13 protein-coding genes and 1 riboswitch are annotated in these 16814 nt (G+C 64.4%); of the genes, 6 read left to right on the forward strand and 7 right to left on the reverse strand.

Annotated features, from left to right (window positions below; translation table 11 throughout):
- The first annotated feature begins 133 nt into the window (after positions 1–133).
- Complete coding sequence (locus tag V8U06_RS06845; protein ID WP_427140033.1) at positions 134–1183, forward strand: diguanylate cyclase domain-containing protein; 1050 nt, start codon at positions 134–136, stop codon at positions 1181–1183.
- Between the two features lie 39 nt (positions 1184–1222).
- On the opposite strand, the gene V8U06_RS06850 is transcribed toward V8U06_RS06845, so the two are convergent.
- Positions 1223–1828, reverse strand: coding sequence for a DUF6656 family protein (locus V8U06_RS06850; protein WP_226917812.1), 606 nt, complete (start codon positions 1826–1828; stop codon positions 1223–1225).
- Positions 1829–2124: 296 nt separating this feature from the next.
- Positions 2125–2320, forward strand: a riboswitch (cobalamin riboswitch).
- 104 nt (positions 2321–2424) lie between these two features.
- Here V8U06_RS06850 and V8U06_RS06855 point away from each other — a divergent pair.
- Positions 2425–3669, forward strand: a complete 1245-nt coding sequence (locus V8U06_RS06855; protein WP_427140034.1) for an aromatic ring-hydroxylating oxygenase subunit alpha — start codon at positions 2425–2427, stop codon at positions 3667–3669.
- 1 nt (position 3670) lies between these two features.
- On the forward strand, positions 3671–4774 hold the full coding sequence (locus tag V8U06_RS06860; RefSeq protein ID WP_226917814.1) for a hybrid-cluster NAD(P)-dependent oxidoreductase: 1104 nt from the start codon (positions 3671–3673) through the stop codon (positions 4772–4774).
- A 97-nt stretch (positions 4775–4871) separates the two neighbouring features.
- On the opposite strand, the gene lysS is transcribed toward V8U06_RS06860, so the two are convergent.
- The 6 genes from lysS to V8U06_RS06890 all read right to left on the reverse strand — a co-directional run bounded on the left by lysS (position 4872) and on the right by V8U06_RS06890 (position 12624).
- Entirely contained in the window at positions 4872–6365 is a 1494-nt protein-coding gene (gene lysS / locus V8U06_RS06865; protein ID WP_427140035.1) for a lysine--tRNA ligase, read from the reverse strand.
- 13 nt (positions 6366–6378) lie between these two features.
- Positions 6379–7848, reverse strand: coding sequence for a glutamate--tRNA ligase (gene gltX, locus V8U06_RS06870; RefSeq protein WP_226917816.1), 1470 nt, complete (start codon positions 7846–7848; stop codon positions 6379–6381).
- A gap of 175 nt (positions 7849–8023) precedes the next feature.
- Positions 8024–9796: an SLC13 family permease gene (locus V8U06_RS06875; protein WP_427140036.1), complete on the reverse strand. Its 1773-nt coding sequence runs from the start codon at positions 9794–9796 to the stop codon at positions 8024–8026.
- 339 nt (positions 9797–10135) lie between these two features.
- Positions 10136–10885 carry a TerC family protein gene (locus tag V8U06_RS06880; RefSeq protein WP_427140037.1) on the reverse strand — a complete coding sequence of 250 codons (750 nt, stop codon included), beginning with the start codon at positions 10883–10885 and terminating at the stop codon, positions 10136–10138.
- A 97-nt stretch (positions 10886–10982) separates the two neighbouring features.
- Positions 10983–11834, reverse strand: a complete 852-nt coding sequence (locus V8U06_RS06885) for an AraC family transcriptional regulator (RefSeq protein WP_427140038.1) — start codon at positions 11832–11834, stop codon at positions 10983–10985.
- Between the two features lie 130 nt (positions 11835–11964).
- On the reverse strand, positions 11965–12624 hold the full coding sequence (locus V8U06_RS06890) for a TetR/AcrR family transcriptional regulator C-terminal domain-containing protein (protein ID WP_427140039.1): 660 nt from the start codon (positions 12622–12624) through the stop codon (positions 11965–11967).
- A gap of 141 nt (positions 12625–12765) precedes the next feature.
- On the opposite strand from V8U06_RS06890, the gene V8U06_RS06895 reads away from it, so the two are divergent.
- From V8U06_RS06895 to V8U06_RS06905, 3 genes are all read left to right on the forward strand, one after another.
- Entirely contained in the window at positions 12766–13971 is a 1206-nt protein-coding gene (locus tag V8U06_RS06895) for an HlyD family secretion protein (protein ID WP_427140040.1), read from the forward strand.
- A gap of 26 nt (positions 13972–13997) precedes the next feature.
- Positions 13998–15590, forward strand: coding sequence for a DHA2 family efflux MFS transporter permease subunit (locus tag V8U06_RS06900; protein ID WP_427140041.1), 1593 nt, complete (start codon positions 13998–14000; stop codon positions 15588–15590).
- 82 nt (positions 15591–15672) lie between these two features.
- Positions 15673–16791 (forward strand): metallophosphoesterase, encoded by a 1119-nt coding sequence (locus V8U06_RS06905; RefSeq protein WP_427140042.1) that lies wholly within the window; start codon positions 15673–15675, stop codon positions 16789–16791.
- Positions 16792–16814 lie beyond the last annotated feature (23 nt).

The following is a 16814-nucleotide window of genomic DNA, read 5'->3' on the forward strand; positions in this document are numbered from 1 at the left end:
CTTTCCTTACAGGGCTTTGCCGGCAAATGCCAAGACTTGCCTGGTTGTGTAAAATTGGAACGGTCGGGTTAGACGGACCGAAAGAGCGCTCTGCTAGGAGAGGCTGACGTTCCCGCACACAGGTCCCTCTTTGATGGCGCACAAGAAATCCACGACCACCGATATCGCCCTGCGTATCGCGACCGCGATGAAGCAGATGGGCATCGACGGCCTGCCCCGCAACTACGAGCTGGTCTACGAGGCCTATGCCGGCGGCAATCCGGAACTGGTTCGGGAGTTCATCGCGCTCGGAAAGTACAAGACGCAGGCCGCGCTCGACGAGCTTGGCCGCAAGTACCTGCCGCACCAGCACGAGGCGAGCGTGCTGCAACGCTCGGCCGGCGCGATCAGCAACGAGATGAGCAACTTCATGGACCTCCTGAGCCAGGAGCGTTCCTCGCTCAACGATTACGGCCGCCTGATCGGCGAGGCCTCGCAGGTCATCCGCGAGGCGGGCGGCGCGCTCGGCAGTTCGCTGGAGGCCCTGCAGCGGGCGACGGAACTGCGCGTCAGCCATACTGCGGAAATGGCGGAGAAGGTCGCGGCGCAATCGGCCGTCATGGACGGCATCCAGAAGGAGATGGCGGACTTCGAGGCACAGAAGTTCACCGATCCGCCAACCAAGCTCGGCAATCGCCGCGCTTTCAACAAGGCGCTCGCGCGCGTCTACGCCAATCCCGAACTGCCGATGATGTGCGGTGTCGCGGTTGCGGAGGTGGACGCGGAACGCCGCTTTTCGTCGGGCCAGATCGAGGCCCTGTCGGACCATCTCGTCACCTTCTACGGCGGCCTCATCCGTCAGGCGTTCCCGGCAAACGACCTTGCCGTACGCTTCGACGGTCTTCGTTTCGGCTTCCTGTTCCAGACGTCGGACGAGAGCGAGGTGACGCGGCTCATCGATCTCCTGCGCGCCGCCTTCCAGACGGTGGCGCTGCGCGATCCGCGCACGGGCCGGAACCTCGGGCATCTGACGCTCTCTGCCGGCGTCTGCATGTCGGAAAGCGCTGACAGCGCGCTCGACCTTGCCGCCGCCTGCGAGCGGGCGCTGGCGGAAGCCAAGGGCCGGGGCGGCGATCAGGTCGTGGTCTACGGCCGCGGCGACGAGGTGCCGGCCGGCAAGGAATGGATGCTGTACCGGGCGTAAACCCTTCCGGTGAAGGCGAGCAGCGATGTTGCCGAAGGGCTAGAGCGCGCGGATGATCTTGCGCAGCGCCTCGTTGCGCGCGCCGAGCATCAGCACGTTCTTCATGGCGAGCTTCGGATCGTCGGTGCGGAAGATCACGCCGTTGCCGCGCACCTTGCGGTCGATCTTGAGGCGGCCTTCTTCCTCCGTCGGCGCGATGGCAACGGCGAAATACATGCGGCCGGGCGTGCGGGAAATGCCGGCGAAGAACTGTTCCTCGTCGCCGATCTCGGCGAGGAAGTTGGCCATGTAGAAGGCCCATTGCACATTCTCGAATTCCGCAAAGCGCGAATTCGCCACCGTGATGTGGCAGTAGCCGAGATGCGGCGTCTCGGCGAGCGTGCGGTGGAAGATCAGCTTCGGAAACTGGATGGACTGGTGGAAGCCGTTGATGCGTTCATGGGTGACGCTGCCGGCCCGTTCCAGCTTGCGGCCGGTGCGCTCGGCGACGTCCTGGTAGCTGAGGTAACGTTTCTCGCTCGGGCTCCAGCTCACGCCACGGTCGATGCGGCCGGTGCGCAGGAATTCGGTGTGCACGGCGGATTTCGGCGGGTTCGCTCGCTTGTAGGCGACGGCGTCGTAATATCGGAATTTCGTCTGCTGCACGCCTCGGCACTCCATCCTCGCGCCCGGATCGCGGTAAAGTTTATGGAAACGTCGTTAAGCAATCCTTTCCGCCGCATTCCCGATTTCCGCGGGGGCGCTCCGCACGGTCGCAATATGACAAGGTGCTTCGTTCCGGACGAGGGTGCCGAAAGAATGGATTATCGTCGGGGTCATTCCTTTATGGCGTTGATATTTCATTGTTATGCCCTGCGGCGGCCTCGTTTCCACCGTCTTTGACTGTCGTCAAATTGGGGCGACGTGTCGCTTTCTGGCATGTCGCGCGCCGATTCTTGCGCTTAGATAAGGACGCTCAAGGTGCCGCTCCCGTCAGGGGGTGGAGAATTGGGAAGCCGGTTGAAATCCGGCGCTGCCCCCGCAACGGTGTTGGAGAAAACGCGGCAGGAAGCCACTGGACGGATGTCCGGGAAGGCGCCGCGACGGTCCCAAGGGACGCTCCTCAGCCCGGAAACCAGCCTGGAGAAACGATCGTGACTGGCTGCGGCGGGCGGCTGGGAAGCGTGCATTGTCGGGCCGTCCGCGTCCGCATGCCGTCTCCTCCGTGCGCCTCATCCCCCATTTTGACAGTGAGGACCGGCATGGATATCCGCAGCGACGTGCTCCGCAAGCTCAAGAACCGCCGTGAAGGCCACAGCCTCGAGCAGGCCTTCTACATCGATCCCGACCATTACAGGCTGGACCTCGAGACGATCTGGTATCGCGACTGGCTGTTCATCGGCCATGACTGCGAGATCCCGAAGGCCGGCAATTACTTCACCGTGCAGGTCGGCGATTATCCCGTCGTCATCACCCGCGACCGCTCCGGCACCGTGCGGGCGCTGCACAATTCCTGCCGCCACCGCGGTTCGCGCGTCTGCACGCAGCACAAGGGCACCTCGGCCAAGCTCGTCTGTCCCTATCACCAGTGGACCTACGAACTCGACGGCTCGCTGCTCTTCGCCCGCCACATGGCCGAGGATTTCGACAGGACGCAACATGGCCTGAAGCCAATCCATTGCGAGACCGTCGGCGGCTACATCTTCATCTGCCTTGCCGAAGAGGCGCCCGATTTCTCGGCCTTCCGCACCCTGGTCGAGCCCTATCTCGCCCGCCATCGCCTCGGCGAGACCAAGGTCGCCTTCGAAAGCACGATCGTCGAGAAGGGCAACTGGAAGCTCGTCTGGGAAAACAACCGCGAGTGCTATCATTGCGCCGCCAACCATCCCGAGCTCTGCCGCACCTATCCGGAAGCGCCGAGCGCCACGGGCGTGCAGGGCGCCAAGGACGATCCCGTCATTGCCGAACACTGGGCGAAATGCGAGGCGGCGGGCCTGCCGAGCGAATTCAGGATGTCGCCGACCGGCCAGTTCCGCGCCGCGCGCATGCCGCTCATCCAGGACGCCGAGAGCTACACCATGTCCGGCGCGCGCGCCGTGCAGCGCCCGCTCTCCAATGACGTCCTGGACAGCGGCATCGGCACGCTGCTGCTCTTCCACTATCCGACGACCTGGAACCATGTGCTCGCCGACCACGCCATAACCTTCCGGGTGCTGCCGCTCGGCCCCGAGCTGACGCAGGTCACGACCAAGTGGCTGGTCCACAAGGATGCGGTCGAAGGCGTCGACTACCGTCTCGACGAGCTCACCCATGTCTGGACCGAGACCAACAACCAGGACCGCCGCATCGTCGAGGAAAACGCCTTCGGCATCCGTTCGCCGGCCTATCAGCCCGGTCCCTATTCGCCGGAGGACGAGGGCGGCGTCATGCAGTTCGTCGAGTGGTACTGCAATTTCATGGTCGAACGGCTCGACGGCGCCAAGACGCCGCTCTCGCGGGTGGCCTGACATGACGATCGCCAGCCAATTCCGCCATTTCGACGAGCTGCATCCCTGGCATGACCGCCACAATCTTCTGGAGTGCACTGCAGCCACCGTGGAAACGGCCGACGTGATGACCTTCACCTTCCGCTCCGACCAGAAGAACTGGTTCCGCTACCTCCCGGGCCAGTTCGTCACGCTGGAGCTGCCGGTCTCGGCAGACGAACCGGTCATGCGCACCTATACGCTCTCCTCGACACCCTCGCGGCCCTTCTCCGTCGCCGTCACGGTGAAGGCGCAGAAGAACTCCATCGGCACGCGCTGGATGTTCGAGCATCTGCGACCCGGCATGACGCTGAAGGCCTTCGGGCCTCTCGGCGACTTCTCCTTCGTGCGCTACCCGGCGGAAAAATACCTATTCATTTCCGCCGGCTCGGGCGTCACGCCGATGATGTCGATGACGCGCTGGATGTCCGATTGCGCGCCGCAGTCGGACGTCGCCTTCGTCTCCTGCGCCCGCAAGCCGGAGGACCTGCTGTTCAAGCCGGAACTCGAATGTCTCGCCGCCCAGATGCCGAACCTCGCGCTCGGCTTCGTCGTGGAGGGCCACAATCCGCGGGACGGCTGGCACGGTCTGCGCGGCCGCATCGATGCGGCCCGTCTCTCGCTGCTCGCGCCCGATTTCCGCGAGCGCACCGTCTTCTGCTGCGGTCCGGAACCGTTCATGCGCGGCGTCAAGGACATGCTGAAGGTCTGCGGCTTCGACATGAACCGCTACCACGAGGAAAGCTTCCAGCCGGCCAATGCGCCGGCGCCGGAAGAGATCGCCATCCGTGCGGGTGCCGGCGAGCAGGAGGTCGATGCCAACGCCGTTTCGACCGTCACCTTCACCATGGCCGGCAAGGACGCCAAGTGCCCGCCCGGCCAGACGATCCTGCAGACCGCCCGCGCCGCCGGCGTGCGCATCGGCGCTGCCTGCGAAGGGGGGCTCTGCGGCACCTGCCGGGTGCTGAAGATTTCGGGGGAGGTGGAGATGCGCCACAATGGCGGCATCCTCGATGACGAGATCGAGGAAGGCTATATCCTCGCCTGCTGCTCGCGTCCCATCGGGGACGTGCAGATCGAGGCGTGAGACAAAGGAAAGCCCCCGTTGCCAGCCGGCGACGGGGGCTTCGATATTGTTCCGGTGCTTCCCGCTTCGACGCGGAGGGCGTCGGCCCACCGGCTCCTCAGTCGGCCTTTGCCCGGCGCGCCGGGAAGAGGATGACGTCGCGGATCGACGGGGCGTTCGTCAGCAGCATGATCAGGCGGTCGACGCCGATGCCGAGGCCGCCGGCCGGGGGCATGCCCTGGTCGATGGCGTCGAGGAACTCGTCATCGAGCTGCTTGGCCTTCTCGCCGCGGGCATGGGCCTGCTCGAGCTGCTCGACCATGCGGGCGCGCTGTTCTTCCGGGTCGTTGAGCTCGGAGAAGGCGTTGCCCAGTTCCCAGGTGTTGCAATAGGTCTCGAAACGCTCGACGAGACGCGGCTCGCCCGGCACTTCCTTGGCGAAGGGCGAGATGTCCTTCGGGAAATGCGTGACGTGGCTCGGCTGGATCAGCGTCGGTTCGACCTTTTCCTCGAAGATGAAGGCAAGGCATTCGCCCCAGGTCCAGTCCTTCTCGATTTCGAAGCCGGCGGCCTTGGCTGCGGCGCGGGCTTCCTCGTCGCTCGTCATCGCGAGGAAGTCGAGGCCGGTCGCTTCCTTGACGGCATCGGGCATCGGAACGCGCTTGAACGGGCCCTTGAAGGAGATTTCCTTGTCGCCATAGGCGAACTCGGTCGAGCCGTGGATCTTCACGGCCAGCTCGGCGAAGAGGCGCTCCACGAGGTCCATGATGTCCTCGTAGTCGGCATAGGCCCAGTAGCACTCCATCATCGTGAATTCGGGATTGTGCCGGGTCGACACGCCCTCATTGCGGAAGTTGCGGTTGATCTCGAACACCTTGTCGGTCAGCCCGGAGACCAGCGTGCGCTTGAGGAACAGTTCCGGCGCGATGCGCAGGTACATGTCGAGCTTCAGCGTGTTGTGGTGCGTCTTGAAGGGCTCGGCCGTCGCGCCGCCATAGACCGAGTGCAGCATGGGCGTCTCGACTTCCATGAAGCCGTCGTTCTCCATGAAGCGGCGGATGCCGGAGACGATCTTCGAACGCTGCTGGAAGCGCAGCTTCGATTCCTCGTTGGTCATGATGTCGAGGTGGCGCTTGCGATAGCGGATTTCGACATCCGCCACGCCATGCCACTTCTCGGGCATCGGCAGCAGGGTCTTCGTCAGCATGACGATCTCCTGCGCGTTGATGGTCAGCTCGCCGCGCTTGGTGCGGCGCACGGCGCCGGTGACGCCGATGATGTCGCCGATATCGATCATCGGCAGCAGGTTGCGCGCCTCTTCCGGGGTCGTGTCCTTGTGGCTGAAGATCTGGATCTTGCCCGAGGCGTCATGGATATCCATGAACATGCCCGAGTTGCGCGAGGAATAGACGCGGCCGGCGACGGTCACGACGTCGCCGCTCTCCGTGTCGGGCTCGAGGCCTTCGTATTTTTCCGCAAGCTCCGCATTGGTCATCGTCCGGTGGAAATGCGCCGGATAGACGTCGCCGATCGTCTCGCGGAGCTGGCCGAGCTTCTGGCGGCGGACTTCCGTGGGGTCGGAGGAGAGGGCGGTTTCTGTCTTGTCGTTCATTCTTGTTCGTTCCTTACTTTCCGCTGCCGACCATGGAGGCCACCACCTGCGCGGCGACCTTCAGGCGCTGGCGCACGACGGAGCGGCCGAGGATGGCCATCGAGTCGAAGAGCGGCAGCGAGCGCGACGAGCCGGAAACGGCAACGAAGAGCGGGGCCACCACGACCTTCAGCTTCTTGCCGAGCCGGTCGGCGCTGGCGCGCAGTTCCGCCTCGATGCTCTCGATGGTCCATTCCGGCATCTTTTCGAGATCCGGCTGCACCTGGTTCAGCACTTCGAGGATTTCCTCCGGCGTCGACTTCACCTTGGCGAAGGCTTCCGGCGTCAGGCCGAGATCGGATTTCAGCAGGAAGCCGGCGAGATCCGGCAGTTCGCCGAGCTTGGCGATGCGTGACTGCGACAGCCTGAGGCCGTCACGGATGCGGTTGTTCTCCATCGCCCATTCCAGCACGCGCTGCATGAAGTCCTCTTCGGTCAGCTGTTCGCGCAGCCAGCGGCCGTTCAGCCAGTCCAGCTTCTGGATGTCGAAGATCGCGCCGGCCTTGGACAGGTTCTCCGGGTCGAACTTCTCGGCGAGCTGATCCATGGTCAGCAGTTCTTCGCCTTCGGATATCTGGATGAAGAACAGGCCGAGGAAGTTCATCAGCGCTTCGGGCAGGTAGCCGAGCGCCGAATAATAGGAGATCGAGGTCGGGTTCTTGCGTTTCGACAGTTTCGACTTGTCGTGATTGCGCATCAGCGACAGGTGCATGAAGACCGGCGGCTCGAGGCCGAGATATTGATAGATGAGGATATGCTTGGGCACCGAGGCCAGCCATTCCTCGCCGCGCGCCACATGGGTGATCTTCATCATGTGGTCGTCGACCACATTCGCCATGTGATAGGTCGGCATGCCGTCGGCCTTGAGCAGGACCTGCATGTCGACGGCTTCCCACGGAATTTCGACCGGACCGTAGACGCCGTCGACGAACTTGCACGCGCCCTCGGTCGGGATCTTCATGCGCACGACATGCGGCTCGCCGGCGTCGACGCGCTTCGTCACTTCCTCGGCGGAAAGATGGAGGCAGAGGCCGTCATACTTCGGCGGCTTGCCCGCGGCGCGCTGCGCCTCGCGCATCTGCTCCAGCCGCTCGGGCGTGCAGAAACACTTGAAGCCGTGGCCGTTGGCGACGATCTTGTCGACATAGGGACGATAGATGTCCTTGCGGTCGGACTGGCGATAGGGACCATAGGGGCCGCCGATATCGGGACCTTCCGACCATTCGAGACCGCACCATTTCAGCGCGTCCAGCACCTTCTGCTCGAACTCCGGCGTCGAGCGCGTGGCGTCCGTATCCTCGATGCGCAGGATGAAGGTGCCGTTGTTCTTTTTCGCGAAGAGATAGTTGAACAGCGCGATATAGGCGGTGCCGACATGGGGCTCGCCGGTCGGGGAGGGTGCGATGCGTACGCGAACGCCGGATGCGGTTCCGGAAGTGCTCATGATATGGCCCGTCTTGACATGGTTATATGCCCCGCACCGGAGGCTTCCGGCACGAAGGCGTCACTTTGGGAGGAAAAGCCCCGGTTTTGCGCCGGCTGGGCGGCGGGAAAAGGCTTTCCGTTGGGCTGGGTGAGACCATATTCAGCCCGGCGCGTCAAGGGAAAGTCGGACCTCGCTACTGCACGGGCCAGACGGCGAGCAGCGTCGGCACGCTGACGATGACGATGAGGACGGAAAGCGGCAGGCCGACACGCGGGTAGTCGGAGAACTTGTAGCCGCCCGGACCCATGACCAGCGTGTTGCACTGGTGGCCGACGGGGGTGAGGAAATCGCAGCCCGCGCCGATCGCCACGGCCATCAGGAAGGCCTCGGGCTTGTAGTGCAGCGCGCCTGCGAAACTCGCGGCAATGGGCGCCATGACGAGCACGGTGGCGGCATTGTTGAGGAACGGCGTTACCGCCATCGCCGTCAGCAGGATGAGCGCGAGCGCGCCGAAGGGCGGCAGATATACGGCGATATCGCCGAGCCAGCCGGCGATCAGTTCGCTCGCCCCCGTCGTGCGCAGGCTGTCGGAAACGGGAATGAGCGCGGCGAGCATGACGAGGATCGGCCCGTCCAGCGCCGCATAGGCCTCGCGCAGCGGCACGGCGCGGAAGAGCACCATGGCGACGGCGGCGGCGAAGAAGCCGGTGGCGACGGGCACGAAGCCGAGCGCGGTGGAGGCCATGGCGGCGATCAGCACCAGCACCGGAATGATCGCCTTGCGCGGGGCGCCGAGCAGGATTTCGCGCTGGGCGAGGGGCAGCAGGCCCAGTTCCGGCAGCAGCGCCGGCAGGGTGCGGTTGTTGCCCTGCACCACGATGACGTCGCCGGGGCGAAGGCGCACTTCGGAAAGCTTTTCGCGCAGGCGCTGGCCCTGCCGGCTGACGGCGAGAAGGTTGATGCCGTAGGAATGGAACAGCGCGATCGAGCGCGCGGAAATGTCGATGAGGCGGGATTCGTTGCCGACGACCACCTCGATGGCGCTGATCTCGCCGGCTTCGCCGCGCCCGGCACGGATCGGCTGGCCGGAAAGGGTCAGGCCTGCCGCGGAAACCACCTTGTCGAGCGCGCTCGCCGTGCCTTCCATCAGGATCGTATCGTTGGCGAGCAGCCGCACGTCCGGCAGGGGCGTGAGATGCACATAGCCGCGGATGATCGACGTGGCGATGACGTCGCCGTCGCCATTGCGCAGGATTTCGTTGAGCGACTTGCCGATCGAGGGCGATCCCTCCACCACCGTGGCATCGGAGGAATAGGCGGCGGCTTCCAGCGATTCCTCGATGCTGGCGTTCTTGTTGCTGCGTTCCGGCACGATGCGGTTGAAGAACAGCATGAAGAGGATGCCGCAGACCGTCAGCGTCGCGCCGACGGGCGTGAAGTCGAACATCGTGAAGCTTTCGCCGGTGATTTCCTGGCGGAGGCGCGAGACGACGATGTTGGGGGAGGTGCCGATCTGCGTCATCAGGCCGCCGAGAAGCGCGGCAAAGGCCATCGGCATCAGGAATTTCGAGGCGGGCGTGCCGGATTTGCGGGCGAACTGGAAGGCAAGCGGCATCATGATGGCGAGCGCGCCGATATTCTTGATGAAGGCCGAGAGCACCGCGACGGAAACGAGCAGCAGCGCCAACTGGCTGCGCTTCGAGGTGAGGTGCGGGAAGAAGCGCTTGACCGCAAGATTGACGATGCCGGAGCGGGCGACGGCCGCGCTTACCATCAGCGCGCTGCCGACGATGATGACGATATCGTCGGAAAAGCCGGAGAAGGCCTTGTCGAAGGGCACGATGCCAAGCGCCAGCGCCAGCAGCAGCGAACAGCAGGCGACGAGATCGTAACGGAACCTTCCCCAGATGAACGCCGCCATCATCAGGGCGATGACGACGAAGGCGAAGGTCTGCTCAAGGGTCATGTTGGGGTCCGTGCGGCGGGACAATGCTTGGCATGAATTCCCTGCACGGCCTGCCGGTTCCGCCGCAAGCGGCAGAGCCATCCAAAACTTTCGCGGAACAATCCACCCTGCGGACGATTTGCCAAGAGAAGGCGGGCCGTGTCAACCGGACGTGACGGAGATGGAGAATGCGGGGATTTTTCCGGTTTCTCCCCGTGGCCAACGAAACGGCAGGCGAGCTCCTCACCCGTCCGGTCCGTCTTCGACCGTTTCCAAAGAAAAACCGGCGGGTTGAATACCCGCCGGTTTCTTTTTTTTCAGTGCCATGCGGCAGTGGATACGCCGACAAGCGCCGTTGCCTCAGTGTCCGCCTGTCCCCTTGCCTTGCCGCGCCCGGCGCGAAATCATGTTCAGCACCTCCACGAGCGCCGAGAAGGCCATGGCGGCGTAGATGTAGCCCTTGGGTACATGGAAGCCCATGCCTTCGGCGATCAGCGTCGTGCCGATCATCAGGAGGAAGGCGAGCGCCAGCATGACGATGGTCGGGTTCTTCTCGATGAAATTGGCGAGCGGCGTTGCGGCCACCAGCATGACCGTGACGGCGACGAGCACGGCGATCACCATGATCGGCAGGTGCGGCGTCATGCCGACGGCGGTGATGATGCTGTCGATGGAGAAGACGAGGTCGAGCACCAGGATCTGGCCGATGGCCGAGGCGAAGCTGGTCGTGACCGCGCCGCCGACCATGTCTTCCTTGTGGTCGATGGGGTCGACATTGTGGTGGATTTCCTTCGTCGCCTTCCAGACGAGGAAGAGGCCGCCGGCGATGAGGATCATGTCCTTCCACGAGTAGCCGTGGCCGAAGGCCTCGAAGACCGGCGTCGTCAGCTGGACGATCCAGGCGATGGTGCCGAGCAAAGCGAGGCGCATGATGAGCGCGAGCCCGATGCCGATGCGGCGGGCGCGCACCCGGTGTTCGGCGGGCAGCTTGTTGGTCAGGATCGAGATGAAGATGAGGTTGTCGATACCGAGAACGACTTCCATCACGACCAGCGTGATGAGCGCGATCCAGGCGGCCGGGTCTTGCATGAGCGCAAGAGTGCTGTCCATCCGGTCTTTCCCTTCATGAATACGGTGAAGAATGGACTTCCGTATTTATGCAGAATTCGACCGCTGGCAAGTCGAGCGGCCGCCCTTGCCGCTCATATCACGATTTCGTCATCTGATCGGCGAGCGGCAGCCAGATTTCGATGCGGCCGAGGCCGGTGTCGGGGTCGAAATCCTCGCCGTAGAATTCGAGCATGTCGGGGAAGGCACCGGCCGTGCGGCCGGAGGCCGGCAGCCAGGTGCGGAAGGCCGCGTCCACCGTCGCGGGAATGCCGTTGACATGGCCTTCATGGGTAAACATCGCCCAGTCTTGCGCCGGCACGGCGATGGTTTCGAGCTCTGCCGGCAGGTCGTCGCTCTTCGGTGCGCGCACGCCAGCGACGTAGCGGAACCCGGGCCTTCCCTGAAGGCAGGTGCACAGGCCGAAGGCCGTATTGCCGGTCTGGCCGGGAATATGGCCGAAATAGGGGTTGAACTTTTGCCAGAGCGCCGGAATGCCGGCAGCCTTGCCGGGCGCGAAATCGGCGCCGAGGCCGACGATAGTGAAGGCGTCGAGCGTTTCGATGCGCGGCGCGGGCAGGTTGCTTTTTTCGAGGACGGACATGCGGATGGGCTCCTGAAGGGTGAGGCCGGAAAGATCGCGCCGTGCGCGAAGTGCCTCCGGCGTCAGGCCGAATTGCTCGCGGAAGGCGCGGGTGAATGCCTCATGGGAGCCGTAGCCGGCATCGAGCGCGACGGTCAGGATGTTCTGCGCCCCGCCGGCAAGCTGGCGCGCGGCCTCCGAAAGGCGGCGGGCGCGCAGGTAGCGGGCAAGGTTCTGGCCGGTCATCTCGCTGAAGCGCCGGGACAGGTGGTGGCGCGACATGCCGGCCATGTCGGCGATCTCGGCGAGCGCGATGGCGCGGCCGAAATGGCTTTCGATGTACCAGATGGCCTTGGCAACGGGATGCATGCGTCGGTCGCTCCTCATGGACAGCCATCTTATGGCGTCCTTTGCGGCCCGTCACTTGATCGCGGTTGCGCGCCTTGCGCGATCCGCCCGAAAATCTCAGGCCCCCCGAAAACCTCAGGTCCCGAAAACTTCAGGCCCGGGCGCCATAGGCGGCAAGGAACATCCGGATCGCCGCGGTGACGTTCTTCTCGATGGCGGCGGGGGAGGGAACCTCCTCCATGGCGCCGAAGATGCGCGGCTTGAAGAGACCGACGGTGGTGAGCTCGATGAACTGCTTGGCGGCGTGTTCCGTGTCGTCGCAGACGATGATGCCGGCCGCGACCTGCCGGTCGAGATATTCCTGCAGCACCGAGACGGGGTTGATCGGCGTCGCGGAGAAGAAGCGGCTACAGAGGCTGGGCAGGCGGTGGTTCGCGGCGATCACCATGCGCATGGCGCGGATCGTCTGGTCCGCCGTCATATGCGTGGCGAAGAGCGTGCCGAAACCTGCCAGCGTCTCGTCGATCGGCTTCTGGCCGTCGAGGGCGTGGCGCACCGTCTCGGTGATCCGCCGGCGTTCCCGCTCGATCATGTAGCCGAACAGGTCTTCCTTATTCTCGAAATAGACGTAGATGGTGCCCTTGGAGACGCCGGCGGCGCGCGTGATGTCGTTCATGCTGGCGGCCTCGAAGCCCTGCTCCATGAACACGCGCTTGGCGCCGTCGAGGATCTGCTCGCGCTTGGCGGGATCTTCCCCGGCGACCCGGCGACCCGTCTGCGGGGCGTCCGGCCTGTCTTGCGTGATCTCCATCTCCGTTCCTGTAAACCTCATCTCAACTATTTCGAACCGGGCGGTTCGATTTACTCTTGATATGCGGGAGAAACAGGATTATGTCAAATCGAACCGAACGGTTCAGTTCAATAATTTACCCCAGAGAACGGTGGCATGCGCATGTCGACTTCCCACGGCGCCGGCACGGCGAAGGTTCGCCCGGTCAATGACGATTTCGAGGCCCAGACTGCAGAAGCCAAGCCCGTGACGACGGCGGAAGCCGCGCCGGCCGCCGCTGCCGTTTCCCAGCCGGAAAAGAAGAAGGGCGGCCGCAAGTTCATGCTGCCCGTCGTCGGTCTCGCGCTGCTCGCCGCCGCCGGCTGGTACGGCTACAAGTGGTGGACGCACGGCCGCTTCATGATCTCGACGGATGACGCCTATATCGAGGGCGACATCGCCTCCATCTCCCCGAAGGTCTCGGGCTATGTCGAGGCGGTCAACGTCGTCGCCAACCAGGCGGTCAAGGCCGGTGATCCGCTCGTCACGCTCGACAACGGCGACTATCGTCTCGCCAAGGAACAGGCCGAAGCCCAGATCGCCACCCAGAAGCTGGCGCTCGACCGCATCGACGCGCAGATCGAGGGCGCAAAGGCGAGCCTTGCCCAGGCCGAAGCCCAGAAGACCGCCTACCAGGCCGCCCTCGGCGGCGCGGAAGTGGCGGAAAAGCGCGCCAAGGAACTGGCATCGAAGGAAGTCGGCACCACCGCCTCGCTCGATAGCGCCAGCGTGGCGCTCGACCAGGCCAAGGCCAATCTCGTCGGCGCGGATGCCAACATCGTCGCGGCGAAGGCAAGCATTGCCGTCCTCCAGGCGCAGCGCACCGAGTCCGAAAGCGGCATCCGCACGCTGGAGCTTGCCCGCGCCAAGGCCGAGCGCGATCTCGGCTTCACCGTGCTGAAGGCGCCCTATGACGGCGTCGTCGGCAATATCTCGGTGCAGGTCGGCGATCTCGTTTCGGCGGGTCAGCGTCTTGCCGCGCTCGTCCCGGTGACGGACCTCTATGTCGAGGCCAACTTCAAGGAAACGCAGATCGCCCATCTCGTGCCCGGCTCGAAGGTGCATCTGCATGTCGACGCCTACGAGGAAGACGATATCGTCGGTACGGTCTCGTCCATCGCGCCGGCCTCCGGCTCGGTCTTCTCGCTGCTGCCGGCGGAAAATGCCACGGGCAACTTCACCAAGGTCACGCAGCGCGTGCCCGTCCGTATCGCCCTTCCCAAGGACGCGCTGGACACGGGCAAGCTGCGCGCCGGCCTCAGCGTGGTCGTCGATGTCGATAGCCGCACCGCGCCCGAGGGCACGGCGGTGGCGGCGACGGCCGAGTAAATTCCTCCAGCAAAGGAGCGCGGGCGATGGCCGCGACCGCTCAAGCGACAGCCGGCGTTCCTGCGGCGGCGCCCGCGCATGCCGACAAGGTTCCCGTTCGCCGCGTCGTCGCGTTCTTCGCGATGGTGTTCGGCATGTTCATGTCGATCCTCGACATCCAGATCGTCTCGGCCTCGCTGTCGGAGATCCAGGCCGGCCTGGGCGCCGGCGCGGACGAGATCGCCTGGGTGCAGACGTCCTATCTGATCGCCGAAGTCATCATGATCCCGCTATCGGGGACGCTGGCGCGCATCGTGTCGACGCGCATCCTCTTCAGCTTTTCCGCCGCCGGCTTCACCATCGCCAGCGCCCTTGCTGCGACCGCGACGAACATCGACCAGATGATCGTCTACCGCGCCATCCAGGGTTTCATCGGCGGCGGCATGATCCCGTCGGTTTTCGCGGCCGCGTTCACCATCTTCCCCCCGTCCAAGCGCTCCGTCGTCTCGCCGATGATCGGCCTCGTCGCCACGCTCGCGCCCACCATCGGCCCGACGGTCGGCGGCTATCTCAGCCACGCCTTCTCCTGGCACTGGCTGTTCCTCGTCAACATCATCCCCGGCATCATCGTCACGGTCCTGACCTTCAACCTGATCGATTTCGACAAGCCGGAATTCAGCCTGATGAAGCGTTTCGACTGGTGGGGTCTCGCCTCCATGGCGGTCTTCCTCGGCTCGCTCGAATATGTGCTGGAAGAGGGCAACAACAAGGACTGGTTCAACGACGAGCATATCGTGCTCGGCACGCTCGCCATCGTCATCGGCGCCATCGTCTTCTTCTGGCGGGCCTTCAAGGTGCCATTCCCCGTGGTGGATCTGCGCGCCTTCGCCAACCGCAACTTCGCCTTCGGCTCCATCTTCTCCTTCGTCATGGGCATCGGCCTCTACGGCCTCACCTATCTTTATCCGCTCTATCTGGCGCGCATTCGCGGCTACGATTCGCTGATGATCGGCGAAACGATGTTCGTGTCGGGCCTTGCCATGTTCTGCACCGCGCCGATCGCCGGCATGATGTCGTCGCGGCTCGACCCGCGCGTCATGATGATGATGGGCTTTGGCGGGTTCGCGCTCGGCACCTGGTCCATGACGCAGCTGACGGCCGATTGGGATTTCTACGAGCTGCTCGTGCCGCAGATCCTGCGCGGCGTCTCGCTGATGATCTGCATGGTTCCGATCAACAACGTGGCGCTCGGCACCCTGCCGCCCGACCGCATCCGAAACGCCTCCGGCCTCTTCAACCTGACGCGTAATCTCGGCGGGGCCGTCGGTCTTGCGGTCATCAACACGATCCTCACCCAGCGCTCGCAGGAGCATTACCTGCGGCTCTCCGAGCACGTGCAGTGGGGTAATCCCGAAGCCGTCGAGCAACTGCGCAACATGGCCTCCAACTTCAATGCGCACGGGCTCGACGGCGCGACCATCGCCATCAAGAAGATGGCCGGCATGGTGCAGCAGCAGGCCTATATCCTGTCCTTCATCGACATCTTCCTGCTGCTCACCGCGCTCTTCGCGACCCTCGTCGTCTGCGCCTTCGCGATCAGCAAGCCGCAGTCCGGCGTCGGTGGCGGCGGCGGGCACTAAGCCGGCCGGACGCGCAAAGCCTCTTGCCGCGGCATCGGTCCGTCCGCCAGAATGGCGGCGCGATCGATGCCCGGAGGCGCGCATGACATTCGACTTCACCCGCCGTCATTTCCTGGCAGCCGCCGGCGGCCTTGGCCTATCCGTCGTCCTTCCGAAATCGACCACGCGCGCGGCGGCGGCGCGTCCCGCAACGGATGCGACCTTTCTCTTTTCCTGCGACGTGCATGTCTGCCTCGTCTCGGCCGACGGCCTCAGCCCCAATTGTGCGGACGAGGGCAAGACGGATGCGGCGCTGCTGCGGCATGTGGCGGCGCTCAATGCGCTCGGCGGGCTGGGATGGCCGCAGATGGTCGCGGGCAAACCCTCGGGCCTCGCCAGCGCCGGTTTGCGGATCGACGAGCCGCTCGGCCTCGTCCTCGGCGGCGACATGACGGATGACGGCGGCGGGCAGGTGAAGGTGCCGGGCGAGGGACGCCAGCTCCAGCAGTTCGCCAGCCGATACCAGCAGGGCACCGGCCCGGACCGGGTGCATTATCCCGTCTATAACGGCCTCGGCAATCACGATCTCGACCAGGACGGCGTCGCCCCGCATGTCGACTGGTACCGCCGCGAACTGCGCGACTATGTCGAACTGAACCACCGGTCCACGGTCTTCTACAAGGCTCCCGTGCCAGTGACGAACTACGATATCGATTCGGACAACTATTCCTGGGACTGGGGCGGCCTGCATCTGATCCAGCTCCAGCGCTTCGGCGGCGACAATACAAGGGGTGCCATCAGCAGTCTGCCGTGGCTGCAGCAGGATCTTGCCACCTATGCCGCCGACGGCCGGCCCGTCGTGCTCTTCCAGCATTATGGCTGGGATGTCTTCTCTACCGAGCACTGGGATCCGGCCGCAAAGACCTTCGATCCCACGGGCGCCGGTCCGGCACACTGGTGGACGCAGGAGGAACGCGCCGGGCTTGTCGCCGCGCTCAAGGGCTACAATGTCGTCGGCATCTTCCATGGCCATGAGCACCCGACGCCGATGATCTACAGTCGCGACGGCCTCGATCTCTTCAAACCCGTCGCCGCCTTCATGGGCGGCTTCGCCTTGGTGCGCATCACCGACGCCTTCATGGATGTCGCACTCGCCCGCGCCGGCGAAACCCCCGCCGACATCGCCTTCACGCACGCCTTCAGCAAGCGCCTTCCGGGCTGAAAAAACGCTCGGGCAGCCTTTGC

The organism is Shinella sp. G-2, assembly GCF_050172695.1.
GTDB lineage: Bacteria > Pseudomonadota > Alphaproteobacteria > Rhizobiales > Rhizobiaceae > Shinella.

Coding starts and splice junctions, on each gene's coding strand:
- V8U06_RS06860 (WP_226917814.1), top strand. CDS start 3,671: ATGACGATCGCCAGCCAATTCCGCCATTTCGACGAGCTGCATCCCTGG.
- V8U06_RS06905 (WP_427140042.1), top strand. CDS start 15,673: ATGACATTCGACTTCACCCGCCGTCATTTCCTGGCAGCCGCCGGCGGC.
- lysS (WP_427140035.1), bottom strand. CDS start 6,365: ATGAACGACAAGACAGAAACCGCCCTCTCCTCCGACCCCACGGAAGTC.
- V8U06_RS06890 (WP_427140039.1), bottom strand. CDS start 12,624: ATGGAGATCACGCAAGACAGGCCGGACGCCCCGCAGACGGGTCGCCGG.
- gltX (WP_226917816.1), bottom strand. CDS start 7,848: ATGAGCACTTCCGGAACCGCATCCGGCGTTCGCGTACGCATCGCACCC.
- V8U06_RS06855 (WP_427140034.1), top strand. CDS start 2,425: ATGGATATCCGCAGCGACGTGCTCCGCAAGCTCAAGAACCGCCGTGAA.
- V8U06_RS06900 (WP_427140041.1), top strand. CDS start 13,998: ATGGCCGCGACCGCTCAAGCGACAGCCGGCGTTCCTGCGGCGGCGCCC.
- V8U06_RS06895 (WP_427140040.1), top strand. CDS start 12,766: ATGTCGACTTCCCACGGCGCCGGCACGGCGAAGGTTCGCCCGGTCAAT.
- V8U06_RS06875 (WP_427140036.1), bottom strand. CDS start 9,796: ATGACCCTTGAGCAGACCTTCGCCTTCGTCGTCATCGCCCTGATGATG.
- V8U06_RS06845 (WP_427140033.1), top strand. CDS start 134: ATGGCGCACAAGAAATCCACGACCACCGATATCGCCCTGCGTATCGCG.
- V8U06_RS06880 (WP_427140037.1), bottom strand. CDS start 10,885: ATGGACAGCACTCTTGCGCTCATGCAAGACCCGGCCGCCTGGATCGCG.
- V8U06_RS06885 (WP_427140038.1), bottom strand. CDS start 11,834: ATGCATCCCGTTGCCAAGGCCATCTGGTACATCGAAAGCCATTTCGGC.